Source organism: Antarctobacter albus, from assembly GCF_900101505.1.
GTDB lineage: Bacteria > Pseudomonadota > Alphaproteobacteria > Rhodobacterales > Rhodobacteraceae > Antarctobacter > Antarctobacter albus.
Genome location: NZ_FMZI01000001.1, coordinates 167,353 through 182,776 on the forward strand (window position 1 = coordinate 167,353; position 15,424 = coordinate 182,776).

Consider the following 15,424-nt stretch of genomic DNA (forward strand, 5'->3'; position numbering starts at 1 on the left):
ATACTGCGGCGCAGCATCAGGGGGAAGAGCGGCACACTGGTATGTGCGGAGGCCTGCCGGTGCGGCCTCCGTCCTGGGCGCTTTTCCGCTATCGCGGGCAACAGGAGAAGGCGGCTATTCCGCCGCCTTCATCTGAAAGCCCTTTTCGATCATGTCCGCCGGTTCCACCGGGTATTCCCCCGAGAAACAGGCGTCACAGTATTGCGGGCACTTGGTGTCGCGGCCTTCGGCCTCGCCCACGGCGCGGTAGAGACCGTCGAGCGAGATGAATTTCAGGCTGTCGACGCCCAGGTGGGCGCACATCTCGTCCTCGGACATGGTGGCGGCCAGCAGCTTTTCGCGCTGGGGCGTGTCCACGCCGTAGAAACAGGGCCAGGCGGTCGGCGGGCTGGCGATGCGGAAATGCACCTCGGCGGCGCCGGCGTCCAGGATCATTTCCTTGATCTTGCGGCTGGTGGTGCCGCGCACGACGGAATCGTCCACGAGGATCACCCGCTTGCCCTTGATCAGCGCGCGGTTGACGTTGAGTTTCAGCCGCACACCCATGTTGCGGATCTGCTCTGTCGGCTCGATGAAGGTGCGGCCCATGTACTGGTTGCGCACGATGCCCATGCCGTAGGGAATGCCGCTTTCATGGGCGAAACCGATGGCGGCGGGGGTGCCGCTGTCGGGCACCGGGCAGACCAGATCCGCGTCAACCGGCGCCTCTCGGGCCAGTTCCACGCCGATCTGGCGGCGGGTTTCGTAGACGGACCGCCCGCCGATGATCGAATCGGGGCGCGAGAAATAGACATGTTCGAAGATGCAGAACCGCGGTTTCGCCGGGCGGAAGGGGCGCGACGATTCCACGCCCTTCTCGGCGGTGATGACCACCATTTCGCCCGGTTCGATCTCGCGTACGAATTCGGCGCCGATGATGTCCAGCGCGCAGGTTTCGGACGACAGGCACCAGCCGTCGCCCACCTTGCCCAGAACCAGCGGGCGCACACCCAGCGGGTCGCGTACGCCGATCAGCTTGGTCCGGGTCATGGCAACGACGCTGAAGGCGCCTTCGACACGGCGCAGCGCGTCTTCCATCCGGGCCGGGATGTCCCGTTGCAGGGACCGGGCCATCAAGTGGATGATGCATTCGCTGTCCGAGGAGGACTGGAAGATCGAGCCACGCTCGATCAGCTCGCGCCGCAGGGCCTCGGCATTGGTGATGTTGCCGTTATGGGCAATCGCCGCACCGCCCATGCTGAATTCGCCGAAGAAGGGCTGCACGTCGCGGATCTGGGTCTGGCCCTTCGAGCCGGCGGTGGAATAGCGGACGTGGCCGATGGCCAGCTGACCGGGCAGCGTTTCCATCAACGAGGCGCGGGTGAAGTTGTCGCGCACGTAGCCGAAGCGCCGGGCCGAGTTGAACCCGTGGTCCGGATGGTGCGAGACGATGCCGCCCGCCTCCTGTCCCCGGTGCTGCAGGGCGTGCAGGCCGAGCGCGACGAAGTTGGCGGCGTCGGTCACACCGACCACGCCGAAGATACCGCATTCCTCTTTCAGCTTGTCGCCATCGTCCGGATCGCGGACGGCGTCGAAATCGAAAGGATGTGCCGGTGGGAAAATAGGGTCGGACAAGAGCAGCTCCGAATCCGCTTCGCATTTGCAGCATTACTTAGTCGCCAGCGCGCCGAATGTCACGAAACGATTACAAGAGGTTTCGCGGCCTCGGCCTTGGGCGGCGGCGCAGACCCGCTCAAAGGGCCGGTTGCACAACCTCTGCGTCTCGTTTGGCCCGGGGCTATTCTATTGATGGTTGCATGATCCCGCCCCGGGACCCTTTGCTGCGCCGTTTTGCATCCTGCAAACAGGGTGGAGGCAGCAGAACGTCGGCGCCAAGCGCCTTTTTGCGGGCTCTGCCAACTACAGGCGAGCCGGGGAACAGATTGGGGGTGATTTCTGGGCTCAGGTCAGGGCGCTTCGCAGACGCTGACCAGTTGTTCGTACTGCGCGGTGATCCAGCCAAGCGCCTGCTCGGGGTTCTGTTCCTCGATCTGGTCGGTGAACTGGGCAAAGACCGCCGCCGACCGCGAGTCGTTGATCATCGGAATATCCTGCGAGGTGATCACCACTTCGTAGACGAAGAAGGCGATGGCAACCAGCAGGATGCCGCGCGCCACGCCGAAGAGAAAGCCAAGCGCCTGGTCCAGCCCGCCAAGCGCAGACCGCTTGATGAGTGAGGAAAACAGCGGCGTGAACAGCGACACGACCACCAGCGCCAGGGTAAAGATGGCGGCAAAGCTGGCGATCACCGCCAGTTCGCAGCTGTCAGCCAGGAATTCGCCGATGACCGGGATCTCCTTGACCAGCGGTTGCAGCTGATCGGCAAAGAGAAAGGCCACGATGGCGGCGGCGACCCAGCCCAGGATCGCCATCGTCTCGCGCACCAGGCCACGGGAATAGGCCAGCAACGCCGAGAGCAGGATGACGACGCCCACCACGCCATCGACGATTGTAAAGCCTTCCATCTGCCGCGTCCGCCTCTTCTGCTCGGGCCCTCTGGCCCCTTTGTCGTGACTGTTACCGTGGTTTCCCCCGGTCCGCTATCCCGCACCGAAGACATCGCCGACAAAAGCGGTCAGATCGGGCATCCGGGTCAGCGCCATGCCGCCGGACGCCGTGGCCTTTCCTCCCTCCGGCAGGATCGCCTTGGAGAAACCAAGTTTGCGCGCCTCTTTCAATCGGTTTTCGGACTGCCCGACGGGACGCAGGCTCCCTGATAGGCTGATTTCGCCGAAAACGACAGTATCCGGGGGCAGCGGGGCGTCCTCACGGGCGGAAAGTAGCGCAGCGGCCACAGCAAGATCGGCGGCCGGTTCGCCCACGCGCATGCCGCCCGCCACATTCAGATAGACGTCCAGACCGGCAAATGGGATTCCGCAGCGCGATTCGAGGACCGCCAGGATCATCGCCAGCCGCCCGCCGTCCCAGCCCACCACGGTCCGGCGCGGCTGGCTGTGCGGGCTGGGAGCGACAAGGGCCTGGAATTCGACCAGAACGGGCCGCGTGCCCTCGATCCCGGCAAAGACCACCGATCCCGGCGCCGGCTGGCCGCGTTCGGCCAGGAACAGGGCCGAGGGGTTGGGCACTTCCGACAGGCCGCCGCCGGTCATCTCGAAGACGCCGATCTCATCGGTGGGGCCAAAGCGGTTCTTGACGCTGCGCAGGATGCGGAACTGGTGCCCGCGCTCGCCCTCGAAGTAGATCACGCTGTCGACCATGTGCTCGACCACGCGGGGGCCCGCCAGCTGGCCCTCCTTGGTCACATGGCCGACCATCATGACGGCGCTGCCGGTGCGCTTGGCAAAGGTTGTCAGTTCATGCGCGGCGGCGCGCACCTGGCTGACCGATCCCGGCACGCTGTCGACGTTGTCGGCCCACATGGTCTGGATCGAATCGATGATCGCCAGGTCGGGGCGGCTTTCGTCCAGGGTCGTCAGGATGTCCCTCAGGTTGGTTTCCGTCGCCAGTTTCACCGGCGCCTTTTCAAGGCCCAGCCGGCGGGCGCGCAGCCGCACCTGTGCGCTGGCTTCCTCGCCCGAGATATAGACGACCTTCAGCCCGGCATTGGCAAAGGCCGCCGCCGCCTGCAACAGGAGTGTCGACTTGCCGATCCCCGGGTCGCCCGCCATCAGCACGGCGCTTGCGGGCACCAGCCCGCCGCCCAGGACACGGTCGAACTCGTCCAGGCCGCTGGCGGTGCGCGGCGGCGGATCTTCCTTGGTGGACAGGTCGCTCAGCACCACGGCGCGGCCACGCGACTTGCCCAGGCTCTTGCCAGAGGGGCCCTGGCTCAGCGGCTTTTCCTCGACGATGGTGTTCCACTCGCCACAGGTCTCGCAGCGGCCCGCCCACTTGGTGCCAACGGCGCCGCAGGACTGGCAGACGAAACGGGTCGAAGCTTTGGCCATGTGGTCTCCGCTGGCAGGTCACGGGGGGCTTATGCCGCATCCCGCCGCCGGGGCCAATGGGGCGGCGGGGCCTTGCGCCGCGCGCGTGTTTCTTTGGGCCGAAAATACCTCCGGGGGTGAATGGGCCGCAGGTCCAGAGGGGGCAGCGCCCCCTGACCCGGTTGGGTCAATCCACCGGCCGGGACTTTTCCACAAGGCCCAGCACGACCGACCCAAGGATGCAGCCGGTGAACAGGTAGAGCCCCCAGGCGGTTTCCACCCGGCCCACGCCCATGCCCTGCGCCAGCGTGATGTAAAGCGCAATCAGAAAGACATCCGCCATCCCCAGTCGTCCGACCACGTTCAGGGCGGGCAGGGCGCGCCTGTCCAGAAAGCCGAACTGTACCAGCGCCAGTCCCAGTGTCTTGATCAGCGGCGCCACCAGCGCAAAGAGCGTCACCAGCAGCGCAAGGAATACATCCGTGCCCCAAAGTGACTGCAAACCCGATACCAGGCTTATCTCGCTCATGCCGAACAGCGGCAGCAACCCGGCACGCATCAGCGGTGCAAACCAGGAAATCGGGTACAGCAGGAACAGCAAGAGGTTGAGCCAGCGCAGGTGGCGGCGCCAGTCCGCGGCCCCCGAGGCCGCTGTCACGAGGTCCACCACCACAGACCCACGAGCCCGGCCAGCATCGCCAGGTGTATGAGATCGATCCAGCGGGCCCGGACACCGGGCAGCGTCCCGCTCAGGCCCAGGATGATGGAGGGCACGATAAGGACGGGCAGGCCGCCGCCCTCGGCCATGGTGCGTGCGGCAGCCGTGTAGAGAACCCCGTTGTTGAGGCCGAAAGCGGGCGCAAAGACCGTCGCGACGCCGGCCAGCGACATCATGAACGCCACCAGCGCCAGTCCCTGGGCAAGGCCCCGGCCGAGCAACAGACGCAAGAGTGCGAGGATCGCCAGGACTTCCAGGTAGAGGAACTTCTTGGCGAAGAGAAAGAAAAGGACCACCGGATCGGGCTGGAAGATGCCGTTCATCGCACCGCCTCGATCGGGCCCTCGGCGCGGCCAGAGATGAACTGGTCGACGTAAGGGTCGCCGCTGCTGTCCAGCTGTGACACGGGGCCGGTCCACTGGATGACGCCATCGTGCAGCATGGCCACGCGGTCGGCGATGGCGCGGACGCTGGTCATGTCATGGGTGATGGTCATGGCGGTGGCGCCCATCTCGGTCACGATCTCGCGGATCAGCTCGTTGATGACCCCGGCCATGATCGGGTCCAGCCCGGTTGTCGGTTCGTCAAAGAAGATGATTTCCGGCTCTGCGGCGATGGCGCGGGCAAGGCCGACCCGTTTCTGCATCCCGCCCGAAAGCTCCGCCGGCAGGCGGTCGGCCACGTCGGGTTTCAGGCCCACGCGACGCAGTTTCTCGATCGCGATGGCGCGGGCCTCGTCGCGCGGTTTCTTGAGCGAGCCGCGCAGCAGGCGAAAGGCCACGTTCTGCCAGACCGGCAGGCTGTCGAACAATGCCGCGCCCTGGAACAGCATCCCGAAGCGGGCCAGAAAAGCGTCGCGATCGGCCTTTGTCACGTCCTGTCCGTCCAGCGTGATGGTGCCGCTGTCGGGGGGGACGAGGCCCAGGATGCATTTCAGCAGCACCGATTTGCCGGTGCCCGAGCCGCCGATGATGACCATCGAGCTGCCCTTGTCGATGGTCAGGTTCACGTCGCGCAAGACGTGGTTTTCGCCGAAGGCCTTGGAGACATGGCTGAGGTCGATCATGAGGCACCATCCAAGGGGCCAGGGACGAGCGCGTTTGAACGCGCTTGGAAAGCGTCTTCGAAGACGCTTTCTCCGTCGGTGGCCAATCGGTTGCGCAAGCTGACGCTCATAGCGAGAAGAACGCCCCCGTCAGCAGGAAGTTCGCGGCCAGGATCAGCACCGCCGCCGCCTCGACCGAGCCCTTGGTGGCGCGGCCCACGCCCTGGGCGCCGCGGCCTGAGGCCATGCCGAAATAGCAGCCCATCAGCGTCGCCAGCCCGCCAAAGGCGCAGCCCTTGACCAGCGAGGAAATCACGTCGAGCGGTTCGAGGAAATCCATCGTGTTCTTGAGATAGGCGGCTGGGTTGAACCCCAGCGAACCGGTCGCCACCGCGTAGCCGCCGAAGATGCCGATCACATCCCCCACCGCCACCAAAAGCGGCACCACGATCAGCCCGGCCAGCACCCGCGGCGCGACGAGGTATTTCATCGGATCGGTGGACAGCGTGACCAGCGCGTCGATCTGTTCCGTCACCTTCATGGTGGCGATTTCTGCCGCGATGCTCGATGTCACGCGCGCCGCGATCATCAGGCCCACCAGCACCGGGCCCAACTCGCGCACCATGCCGATGGCGACAATCTGGGGCACCACCGCCTCTGCATTGAAACGCGCGCCGCCGGAATAGATCTGTAGCGCCAGGGCCGCGCCGGTAAAGATCGCCGTCAGCCCGACGACCGGCAGCGAGAGCCAGCCGATGTTCAACAGCGCCAGGCCCAGTTCGCGGCCATAGAAAGGTGGGCGCAGCACGTGGCTGAGCGCGGTCAGAGCAAAGAGCGTGACACGCCCGACGACGGCCATCAGCGCCAGTGTGGCGCGCCCCAGCGCGCCGAAGGGCGACAGCAGGATCACGCGCCGGTGTAGGTGCGGGCGTAACGCGCACCCAGCGAGGTCAGGATCTCGTAGCCGATGCTGCCGGCCCAGTCGGCCAGTGTGTCGACGCTCTGGTGACGGCCCAGCAGTTCAAGGCGTTCCGGCGTTTCCGCCACCGCCGTCACGTCGACGCCGATCAGGTCCATCGAGATGCGGCCCAGCACCTCGCACCGGGTTTCACCGGCCCAGAGATGGGCCTTGTGGCTCATGGTGCGCAGGATGCCGTCGGCATAGCCGGCGGCAACGGTGGCGACCCGGGTCGGACGTTCGGCGGTCCAGGTGTTGCCATAGCCCACGGTTTCGCCCGGTTCGACGTCGCGGACCTGGATCACCGGCAGATCGACAAAGGCCACGGGCCGCGCATCGACGAAGGGCAGACCGCCATAGACGCCGATCCCGGGACGGGTGATCTCGAAATGATAATCCGGCCCCAGCAACACCCCGCCGGTGGCCGACAAGGACCGGGGCGCCTCGATCCCGTCGGTCATCTGGCGGAAGGCCTGCAACTGGCGGGCATTCATCGGATGATCGGGTTCATCGGCGCAGGCAAGGTGGCTCATGATGAGGGCAGGGTGCTGCGACAGGGCGATATCGCGCAGCGCGCTCCACTCTGCGGGTTCCATCCCCAGACGGTTCATGCCGCTGTCCAGCTGGATGCCGAATCCGTGGCCCGGCAGGCTTTCCACATGGCGCAGCATCTGGTCGATGGAATTGATCATCGGGGTCAGCTGCGCATCGCGGATCAACCCGGCATCGCCCGCCATGTGGCCGGAAAAGACGCAGATTTCCGGACCCGGGCCTAGGATGCGGCGCAATTCGGCGCCTTCTTCGGCGATGGCGACAAAGAACCGCCGCGCGCCTTCGGCGGCCAGCGCCGGGGCGACCCGTGACAGCCCGAGGCCATAGGCATCCGCCTTGACCACGGCGCCGGCCTCGGCCTGTGCCATGTCGGCAAGTGAACGCCAGTTGGCGCGCAGCGCCGCGAGATCGATGGTAAGACGTGCCTGAGCCATGCCCGCTGTCTTTCTCAGGTTCTGGGTGAGGGTCAAGCGCGAAATCGCCGCGTGTGCGGGCTGGACGGCGGGCCTTTGCCGCTTATGCTGGGTTTCCGGACGGAGCGGGAGGGTCAGGAATGTATGCGGCATTGCGGCTTGAGGGTCTGCTGTTCCTCCTGGCGCTGCGCTATCTGACCCGTATTCCGGTGCCGCGGGGGCTGCCGGTCTCGGACGACCTGATGGTGCGGGCGGTGAAATACCACCCCGCCGTGGGCGCGCTGGTGGGCGGGATCGGGGCATTGATGCTTTGGGCGGCGGCGCCCGTCCTGCCCTGGTCCACGGCGGTGATCCTGTCGCTGGCCGCCACCCTGCTGGCGACGGCGGGATTTCACGAGGCCGGGCTGGCCGATGCGGCCGAGGGGCTGTCTGTCGGCCGTGACCGGGCCGAGGTCATCCAGATCATGGATCACACCCGGCTGGGCACCTATGGAGCCCTGACGCTGGCCGTTGTCCTGGGGCTGAAACTGACGCTCCTGGCGGGGATGTCGCTGGGGCAGGCTTGCCTGGCGCTGATCGCCGCCCATGCGGTGGGCCGGATGGCGGCGGTTCATGTCACGTTGATCACCGTTCATGCCCGCAGCGAGGGGATGCAGAAATTCGTCCCAAAGGTCACGCCCGATGGCTATCGTGTTGCGCTGGCCTGCACGCTGGTAGTGCTGGCGCTGGTCGTGATGCCGCTGGGCGGCGAAGAGGTGCTCTGCGCGTTCATCGGGGCGATCCTGCTGGCTCAAGCCTTCCGGGCGGTCTGCGTGGCGCGGATCGGTGGATATACCGGCGATTGCCTGGGTGGGTCCGTGCTGTTTGGAGAACTCGGGTTCTACCTCGGGTTAATTGTCTGGTTTCAGGTGTAATATCAGGTCATTGCATGGCGGTCTTCGGGCGGTGCACGAAAGCGTCTCTTTCAGCCTTCGGCAACCCGGCCCGGCGGATCTGACGCCTCTTGTCCCGGGTCGGATTGCCGGTCTGCCCGACGGTCGTTCGATTACACCTGGCCCGCGTCGCCGTGCTGCCACGGCTTGACGAGGTTGCCGAAGCGGGTGAACTGGCTTTCGAAGGAGAGTTCGACCGTGCCGATGGGACCGTGACGCTGCTTGCCGATGATGACTTCGGCCTTGCCGTGCAACCGGCTCATGCGTTCCTGCCAGGCGGCCATTTCGTCCAGCCGGTCGTCCGAGGGTTTTTCCCGTTCGGCGTAATATTCCTCGCGGAACACGAACATGACCACGTCCGCGTCCTGCTCGATCGAGCCCGATTCCCGAAGGTCAGAAAGTTGGGGCCGCTTGTCGTCGCGGCTTTCGACCTGGCGCGAGAGCTGGGACAGGGCGATGACCGGGATGTTCAATTCCTTGGCGATGGCCTTGAGACCCATCGAGATTTCCGCGATCTCCTGAACCCGGTTGTCGGCGGTGCCGCGCAGCAGTTGCAGGTAGTCGACGATGATCAGGTCCAGCCCGTGCGTCCGTTTCAGACGGCGCGACCGCGCCGCCACCTGGCTGATCGGCAGGGCGGGCGTGTCGTCGATGTAAAGCGGGCAGGCCTCGAGATCCTTGGCGGCCTGGACGAAGCGGCGGAACTCGGTTTCGTCCATGTCACCCTGGCGGATCTTGTGGCTGGAGATTTCCGAGGCCTCGGCCAGGATCCGGCCCGCCAGCTGCTCGGCGCTCATTTCCAGGCTGAAAAAGCCGACGACACCGCCGTCGATTGCGCCGGTACTGCCGTCCGGGCGTTCGCCCTTCCTGTAGGCCTTGGCGATGTTGAAGGCGATGTTGGTGGCCAGCGAGGTCTTGCCCATCGAGGGGCGTCCGGCGAGGATCAGAAGGTCCGAGGGATGGAGTCCCCCCAGCTTCTTGTCCATGTCGATCAGCCCGGTCGAGATGCCGGCAAGCCCGCCTTCGCGCTGGTAGGCCGCGTTGGCAACATTAACCGCCTCTGTTACGGCCTTGAGAAAGCTTTGAAATCCGCTTTCGGTCTGACCCTGTTCCGCCAGCTTGTAAAGCGCCTGTTCCGCCTCGACGATCTGTTCGCGCGGCTCGGATTTCACGTCGACCTTGGCCGCCTTGTCCGAGATGTTCTTGCCCAGGCGGATCAGGTCACGGCGCACGGCCAGGTCATAGATCATCTGCGCGTAGTCGCGCACCGCGAAGGTCGAGACGGCGGAGCCGGCAAGCCGGGCGAGATAGGCGGTGCCGCCCAGTTCCTTGAGACCCTCGTCGTCCTCCATGAAGGCCTTGAGCGTGACCGGCGAGGCGAGGTTGTTCTTGGCGATGCGTGCAGCGGCGATTTCGAAAATACGGGCGTGCACGGGATCGTAGAAGTGCTGCGCGCTGATGATCGCGGCAATGCGGTCGTAGATGTCGTTCTCGGTCAGGATCGCGCCCAGGAGCTGCTGCTCGGCCTCGATCGAATGGGGCATGGTCTCGGCGGACTGGACCTCGATTCCGGTCGGATTGATTGTGGCGATCTCGTTCATTTTTCTCCCCCACTGCTCGGGATGGCGGCATAGCAAGCGCAGCCGCCGGGGTGCAAAATGTATGTTTCTGGGGATAAGCCGGGGATGCTCCCCACCACATGATATTGCCAGCCGGGGCGCCCTGCCGTCAATATCTTGACGGCACGACTCGGGGCTGTGGTGGGGGTGCCACAGGCAACGTGCTCTTTGCAGAGCTTAACGCGTGGTTAACCCTCGGCGCGGGCGGCGCGCCAGGCGTGCGGATCCTTGAGGAACGACTCGACCTCGGACAGGACGCCGGCATGTTTCGCGGGGGCCTCGGCCAGCACCTCCCACCAGGTGCAGAGGTGGTGGAGGTCTACGCCGTGGTCGCCCAGGGTTTTGATCGTCTCGGGGAAGATGCCGTAGTAGAAGATCACCGCCGTGTGGCCACAGGTGGCGCCGGTGTCGCGAATGGCATCGACAAAGCTGAGTTTCGAGCCGCCATCGGTGGTCAGGTCCTCGACCAGCAGCACACGCTGGCCTTCGGTCATGGCGCCCTCGATCCGGGCATTTCGACCGTAACCCTTTGGTTTCTTGCGCACATAGGTCATGGGCAGGCCCATGCGCTCGGCCACCAGGGCGGCAAAGGGGATGCCTGCGGTTTCGCCCCCGGCGATGTTGTCGAAGGCCTCGAAGCCTGCGTTGCGCATGACTGTGACGGTCAGGAAATCCATCAGGGTCGAGCGGATGCGCGGGAAGGAGATCAGCTTGCGGCAGTCGATGTAGACGGGCGACAGCTGGCCGGAGGCGAGCTTGAACGGTTCATCGGTCATGAAGTTGACCGCCTCGATTTCCCAGAGCATCCGCGCGGTCAGGCGGGCCATTTCTTCGGCGGTGGGATAGGTCGAGGGGATCATGGCGCGTGCTCCGGCTGTCTGGGTCGCGCCGGATTAGCGCGTTGCGCGCCGGTTTTGAAGGGGGGATCGCATCCCGCGGATCTTGTACAAAACGTACGTTTTGTACGCCGAAATCCGCATTTTGTACAAACCGCGCGCAGTGCTCAGCAGCGGGCGTAGATCCGGCCCCAGAACATCCGGTTCGGAAGCGGGTCGGTGGTGCGGGTTTTCTTCAGGTAGCGCCCGCCCAGGGTGTAGGCCTCCGGCTCGCCCATCGCGAGACAGTCCCAGCTTTGCGAGGCGCCGCTTTTCCATTGAACGTAGTGGACCAGTTCGTGCAGCAGGATCTCTCGCCACAGGGGGTTGTCCGTGGGGCTGTCGAAGTCCTCGGCATAGTCGATATGGGCCGGGGCCAACACGTAGATCGTGCCATTGGGGCCGTCGGTGCGTGCAAAGAGCGCGTTCAGACGATCGTCTACCCCGTCCTCGGGCATCAGATGGGCGACGCCGCTGTAATATTCGCGGGTCAGCTCCTGCGGGCTCATGACGCGCACAATCGGGTGCGGCAGGTCATGGGTGTCATAGTCTGTCTCTTCGCCAATCCAGGCGAGCAATGCGTCGATGAGGATATCCACGACCAAAGTCTCCCTTGCAAATGCCAGGAGTCTGAGACGCGAACGGCCGGAAAGTCCTGAACTGGTCCTGAAAGTTTTCTGAATTCTCGCCAAACTCTGCTAATTTGAGGGCTATAGGAGCGTGATTGCCCGAAATGATTGCCGAATCGCAGCAGGCCGACACGACGTCGGGTAGGGAATTTGATGACAGTGCGCTGCGGCCCCATGCGGCCGCGATGCTGGCTTACTTCCGTGCTCGTCCGGGTGAGGTGGTCAGCAAGGAAGAGCTTCTGGATGCGGTCTGGCCCGAGACGCATGTTTCCGAGAACTCGTTGTATCAATGCGTTTCGGAACTGCGCAGGGCGCTGAAAGATCATGCTGGAATGGCGCTGCAAACCGTACCGCGCCGGGGTTATCGGCTGGTATTGAAGGCTGCGGGCGAAGGGGCGGGCGCGGGTCCCGGTTCGGGGCAGGTCGCCCGACCGCGCGGTGCGGCCCTGCTGGGTTTGGGTGTGCTGGCCGGAGGGATGCTTGTCGCGCTGGCCGTGCTGCTTTGGCCGGGTCTCAAGGGCGAGGCCTCACTGGCAGAACGTCCTTCCGTGCTGGTCGGGGCGTTCCGCAACGACAGCGATGACGTACGCTGGGACCGACTGGGCCGGGCCCTTGCGGGGGATATTGCCAATACCTTGTCAGATGAGGGCTGGTTGCGCGTGATCGAGGGCGAACAGGGCGCGGCCCGCTATCGGCTTGCCGGCAGCATCCAGGCCGAGGGCGACCGGATCGCCGTGCAGGCGCGCCTTGTGGAAGTGTCCAGCGGAGAGATCGTCTGGGGCGAAACGTGGCGAGACGGGACGGGCGGATTCTTTGCAATCCAGGATGCGATCACCGACCGTGTGACCGGCGCACTGCGCGGGACATGGACCGGTGCGATTGCCAGCAACGACCGCCGCGCGGTTCATCGGCGCGGGACCGAGAGCCTCGACGCCTATGAACATTTCCTGATCGGAACCGAGCACAAGCACCGATTTACCCCCGCCGACTACGAGATCGCCGTGGCCCATCTTGAAACGGCCATCGCACTGGACCCGCAGTTTGTTCAGGCCTGGGGTACACTGGCGGTCGTGCATGCCCTGCGCGGCAGCAACGCGGCCACGCCCGAGGCGCTAGCACCGATCTTTGCGGACCGGATCGAGGCGATCGAGACGGCGGCGCGCCTGGCACCGGAAGAGCCGCAGGTGCTGGTGCAGATGAACTGGCTGGCCGGTCACCGGGGCGAGACGCTGCGCGCCGAACAGCTGTTGCGGCGGGCGGTGGAGCTGGCGCCCAACAACCCCGACATCCTGGCCGAGGCCGCCTGGATCGGGAACTGGCGCGGCGAACTGGGCGAGGATTCCGTCGCCTGGTCGGATCGGTCCAAGGTGCTCAACCCGGACTGGCCGGCCTGGTACGCCGTGGGCGCGGGTCTGTCGCGGTTCAACCTTGGCCAGTACCGCGCGGCCATCTCGGCGCTGGAAGAGGCACCCGATTTCATCGAGCGCCATCTTTATACCGCGGCGGCGGCGGCGCATCTGGGCGACCAGCCCGCGGCAGAGGCCGCAAGGGATCGCCTGCTTGAAATGAAACCCGATTTCAGCCTGGACACCTATTCCGTCGCCCGCGCGATCCATGATCCGGCCACGCGTGATCGGCTGTACTCGGGGGCAAGGGCCGCGGGTGTGCCGCTCAGCCCACGCGCCAGTGCAGGGGCATCATTGGATTGAAGATCGTCACCGGGCCGTCGCCGGTCTCGATCTTGTCCGGGTAGCTGACCGGTTCGCCCTTGGTCAGGGTCACGCGCGTCTCGTTCGGGGGCAGGCGGTAGAAGGCCGGGCCGTTGAGCGAGGTGAACGCCTCCAGCCGGTCAAGCGCGCCGTCCTGTTCAAAGACCTCGGCGAGGATCGACAAGGTGTTGGTGGCGGTGAAACAGCCCGCGCAGCCGCAGGCGTTTTCCTTGAGCGGGTCGATGTGCGGTGCGCTGTCGGTGCCCAGGAAAAAGCTGGCATCGCCCGAGGTGGCGGCGGCGCGCAGCGCCAGCCGGTGTTCCTCGCGCTTGGCGACGGGCAGGCAGTAGTAATGCGGCTTGATCCCGCCCACCAGGATGGCGTTGCGGTTGATGACCAGGTGATGCGTGGTGATCGTCGCGCCCAGGTCGTCGCCGCCCGCGCGGGCGTAGTCGGCACCCTGGCGGGTGGTGATATGTTCCATCACGACGCGCAGGCCGGGGGTGGCCCGGCGGACCGGGTCCAGGATGCGGTCGATGAAGACGGCCTCGCGGTCGAAGATGTCGACATCCGCGTCGACCACTTCGCCATGCACGCAGAGGGGAATGCCCGCCTCTGCCATCGCCTCGAGCACGCCGCGCACCTTGTCGAAGTCGCGCACGCCGGAGGCAGAGTTGGTCGTGGCGCCCGCCGGGTAGAGTTTCACCGCCGTCACGATGCCGTCCGCATGGGCGCGGACCACGTCGTGGGGGTCGGTTTCCTCGGTCAGGTAGAGCGTCATCAGCGGCTTGAAATCCGCGCCCTCGGGCAGGGCGGCCAGGATGCGGTCGCGATATGCGGCGGCCTGGTCGCCGGTCACGACGGGCGGCACGAGGTTGGGCATGATGATGGCGCGGGCGAAGTCGCGGGCGCTTTCGGGGGCGATTCCCTGCAGCATGGCGCCGTCGCGCAGGTGCAGGTGCCAGTCGTCGGGGCGGCGGATGCTGATCTGTTCCATGCCGGAGCCGTTAGCACGCGGACCGGCGCCGCGCCAGCCTGTCGTGGGGCGTCTCAGGCGCTGTCGTCGGTGGCCTCGATCTGGGCCAGGCGGCGACGGAAGCGGGGGGCATGCATCCGCGCCACCACGTTCTCGCACAGGATGCGCGTCAGCTCCGTCCGGCCATCGGCGTCCAGCCGGTGCAGCAGGCGGCGCAGGTAGGGCGGGTGGTCCCGCCGGGCGCGCAGCATCGAGGCAAAGAGCGCCGGGGAAAGGCGGTCCTCGGCGGCGGCGGAGAGCAGGCCGGGAAGCAGGTCGAGCGCCCGGAAATCGGCCTGAAGCGCGCCGCCCATGAAGGGCGCGCGGTAGCGGGCGACATTGGGTTTTTCGAACAGGGCGGAATGCATCGCATCCAGCCGTTCGCGGGGATCGTAGATCACCCAGGCCTTGTCGGCGGCGTCGATCATTTCCGGCGCGAACCCGTAGCGCGAGGTGAAGTCCCGGCGGCGTTCCTCGGCAAAGCGGTCGTCCCATTCGGCGACGCGCGGGTCCAGCGTGGCCTGCGGTTGCAGCATCAGGACGCGGGCGCCGGGGGCGGTGACGGAATAGGCGCCGGCGGCATAGCCGCAGGGACCGGCGCCGTAGAACAGCACCGTCTCGAACTCGTCGAAGAAACCATCGTCCTGCAACTGGTCGAAAAAGGCATAGACGCGGGGATCGCGGAACCATGTGTCGCCGTGGCTGAGCAACGAGAGCGAGGACCAGCCCGCGCCGCCCACCATGTCGAACCCGATGGGGGTGCGGGTTTCCGACAGCGCCTCGATCCCCGACATGCTCTCGAAGCTCACGATCAGCGTGTCGCCGTCCTCGACGAAGATGGCGGCATGGGTCTTGCCCATCGGTTCGGCAAACCCCTGTTCCTCTCCGATGCGCCTGAGCGCGCCAAGCCACTCGCTGCGGGAGAGGTGGCTGAGGTCGGGGGCAAAAGTGCTTTGGTGCGATTCCATACCGGGCGGTCCCTCGTATTCCGCAAAATAAGACGCGGATTTGAGGCGAATATACCCGGTATTTT

Annotated in this window: 15 protein-coding genes; 2 read left to right on the top strand and 13 right to left on the bottom strand. The window is 65.7% G+C overall.

The annotated features are described in order from the left end of the window. Nucleotides 1–114 precede the first annotated feature (114 nt). The 8 genes from purF to alr form a co-directional block, all read right to left on the bottom strand. Nucleotides 115–1,614 carry an amidophosphoribosyltransferase gene (gene purF, locus BLQ71_RS00840; protein WP_209037479.1) on the bottom strand — a complete coding sequence of 500 codons (1,500 nt, stop codon included), beginning with the start codon at nt 1,612–1,614 and terminating at the stop codon, nt 115–117. Nucleotides 1,615–1,946: 332 nt separating this feature from the next. Then, nucleotides 1,947–2,504, bottom strand: coding sequence for a CvpA family protein (locus tag BLQ71_RS00845; RefSeq protein WP_069211497.1), 558 nt, complete (start codon nt 2,502–2,504; stop codon nt 1,947–1,949). A gap of 75 nt (nt 2,505–2,579) precedes the next feature. Beyond that, complete coding sequence (radA, locus tag BLQ71_RS00850; RefSeq protein WP_043139690.1) at nt 2,580–3,947, bottom strand: DNA repair protein RadA; 1,368 nt, start codon at nt 3,945–3,947, stop codon at nt 2,580–2,582. A gap of 166 nt (nt 3,948–4,113) precedes the next feature. Further along, on the bottom strand, nt 4,114–4,584 hold the full coding sequence (locus tag BLQ71_RS26730; RefSeq protein WP_373286029.1) for a paraquat-inducible protein A: 471 nt from the start codon (nt 4,582–4,584) through the stop codon (nt 4,114–4,116). Beyond that, a complete protein-coding gene (locus tag BLQ71_RS26735; protein ID WP_229754821.1) occupies nt 4,581–4,967 on the bottom strand; it encodes a hypothetical protein in 387 nt (128 codons plus the stop codon). Before BLQ71_RS26735 ends, BLQ71_RS26730 begins: the two co-directional genes overlap by 4 nt. After that, nucleotides 4,964–5,710 (bottom strand): ABC transporter ATP-binding protein, encoded by a 747-nt coding sequence (locus tag BLQ71_RS00865; protein WP_074620373.1) that lies wholly within the window; start codon nt 5,708–5,710, stop codon nt 4,964–4,966. Before BLQ71_RS00865 ends, BLQ71_RS26735 begins: the two co-directional genes overlap by 4 nt. 106 nt (nt 5,711–5,816) lie before the next feature. After that, nucleotides 5,817–6,548: an MlaE family ABC transporter permease gene (locus tag BLQ71_RS00870; protein WP_052244402.1), complete on the bottom strand. Its 732-nt coding sequence runs from the start codon at nt 6,546–6,548 to the stop codon at nt 5,817–5,819. Nucleotides 6,549–6,595: 47 nt separating this feature from the next. Continuing rightward, nucleotides 6,596–7,633, bottom strand: a complete 1,038-nt coding sequence (gene alr, locus BLQ71_RS00875) for an alanine racemase (protein ID WP_074620374.1) — start codon at nt 7,631–7,633, stop codon at nt 6,596–6,598. Between the two features lie 119 nt (nt 7,634–7,752). Between alr and BLQ71_RS00880 the strand changes: the two genes are divergently transcribed. Continuing rightward, nucleotides 7,753–8,526 carry an adenosylcobinamide-GDP ribazoletransferase gene (locus BLQ71_RS00880; protein ID WP_074620375.1) on the top strand — a complete coding sequence of 258 codons (774 nt, stop codon included), beginning with the start codon at nt 7,753–7,755 and terminating at the stop codon, nt 8,524–8,526. Nucleotides 8,527–8,657: 131 nt separating this feature from the next. Here BLQ71_RS00880 and BLQ71_RS00885 read toward each other — a convergent pair whose 3' ends face one another. The 3 genes from BLQ71_RS00885 to BLQ71_RS00895 form a co-directional block, all read right to left on the bottom strand. Continuing rightward, nucleotides 8,658–10,145, bottom strand: a complete 1,488-nt coding sequence (locus tag BLQ71_RS00885; protein ID WP_043139679.1) for a replicative DNA helicase — start codon at nt 10,143–10,145, stop codon at nt 8,658–8,660. Between the two features lie 206 nt (nt 10,146–10,351). Further along, a complete protein-coding gene (locus BLQ71_RS00890; RefSeq protein WP_043139676.1) occupies nt 10,352–11,023 on the bottom strand; it encodes an orotate phosphoribosyltransferase in 672 nt (223 codons plus the stop codon). 143 nt (nt 11,024–11,166) lie between these two features. After that, a complete protein-coding gene (locus BLQ71_RS00895; protein ID WP_088702282.1) occupies nt 11,167–11,637 on the bottom strand; it encodes a DUF6647 family protein in 471 nt (156 codons plus the stop codon). Nucleotides 11,638–11,771: 134 nt separating this feature from the next. Between BLQ71_RS00895 and BLQ71_RS00900 the strand changes: the two genes are divergently transcribed. Then, nucleotides 11,772–13,376, top strand: a complete 1,605-nt coding sequence (locus tag BLQ71_RS00900; RefSeq protein ID WP_074620377.1) for a winged helix-turn-helix domain-containing protein — start codon at nt 11,772–11,774, stop codon at nt 13,374–13,376. On the opposite strand, the gene pyrC is transcribed toward BLQ71_RS00900, so the two are convergent. Both pyrC and BLQ71_RS00910 read right to left on the bottom strand, forming a co-directional pair. Continuing rightward, entirely contained in the window at nt 13,339–14,373 is a 1,035-nt protein-coding gene (gene pyrC / locus BLQ71_RS00905) for a dihydroorotase (protein WP_074620378.1), read from the bottom strand. The genes BLQ71_RS00900 and pyrC overlap by 38 nt on opposite strands. A 53-nt stretch (nt 14,374–14,426) precedes the next feature. Continuing rightward, nucleotides 14,427–15,359 (bottom strand): phosphoadenosine phosphosulfate reductase, encoded by a 933-nt coding sequence (locus tag BLQ71_RS00910; RefSeq protein ID WP_069211492.1) that lies wholly within the window; start codon nt 15,357–15,359, stop codon nt 14,427–14,429. Between the last annotated feature and the right edge of the window lie 65 nt (nt 15,360–15,424).

What these genes read in the sequence shown, in the direction of transcription:
- BLQ71_RS00900 (WP_074620377.1), top strand. Translation starts at nt 11,772, where the DNA reads ATGATTGCCGAATCGCAGCAGGCCGACACGACGTCGGGTAGGGAATTT.
- BLQ71_RS00880 (WP_074620375.1), top strand. Translation starts at nt 7,753, where the DNA reads ATGTATGCGGCATTGCGGCTTGAGGGTCTGCTGTTCCTCCTGGCGCTG.
- BLQ71_RS00890 (WP_043139676.1), bottom strand. Translation starts at nt 11,023, where the DNA reads ATGATCCCCTCGACCTATCCCACCGCCGAAGAAATGGCCCGCCTGACC.
- pyrC (WP_074620378.1), bottom strand. Translation starts at nt 14,373, where the DNA reads ATGGAACAGATCAGCATCCGCCGCCCCGACGACTGGCACCTGCACCTG.
- BLQ71_RS00845 (WP_069211497.1), bottom strand. Translation starts at nt 2,504, where the DNA reads ATGGAAGGCTTTACAATCGTCGATGGCGTGGTGGGCGTCGTCATCCTG.
- BLQ71_RS00870 (WP_052244402.1), bottom strand. Translation starts at nt 6,548, where the DNA reads ATGGCCGTCGTCGGGCGTGTCACGCTCTTTGCTCTGACCGCGCTCAGC.
- BLQ71_RS00885 (WP_043139679.1), bottom strand. Translation starts at nt 10,145, where the DNA reads ATGAACGAGATCGCCACAATCAATCCGACCGGAATCGAGGTCCAGTCC.
- BLQ71_RS26735 (WP_229754821.1), bottom strand. Translation starts at nt 4,967, where the DNA reads ATGAACGGCATCTTCCAGCCCGATCCGGTGGTCCTTTTCTTTCTCTTC.
- alr (WP_074620374.1), bottom strand. Translation starts at nt 7,633, where the DNA reads ATGGCTCAGGCACGTCTTACCATCGATCTCGCGGCGCTGCGCGCCAAC.
- radA (WP_043139690.1), bottom strand. Translation starts at nt 3,947, where the DNA reads ATGGCCAAAGCTTCGACCCGTTTCGTCTGCCAGTCCTGCGGCGCCGTT.
- BLQ71_RS00865 (WP_074620373.1), bottom strand. Translation starts at nt 5,710, where the DNA reads ATGATCGACCTCAGCCATGTCTCCAAGGCCTTCGGCGAAAACCACGTC.
- BLQ71_RS00910 (WP_069211492.1), bottom strand. Translation starts at nt 15,359, where the DNA reads ATGGAATCGCACCAAAGCACTTTTGCCCCCGACCTCAGCCACCTCTCC.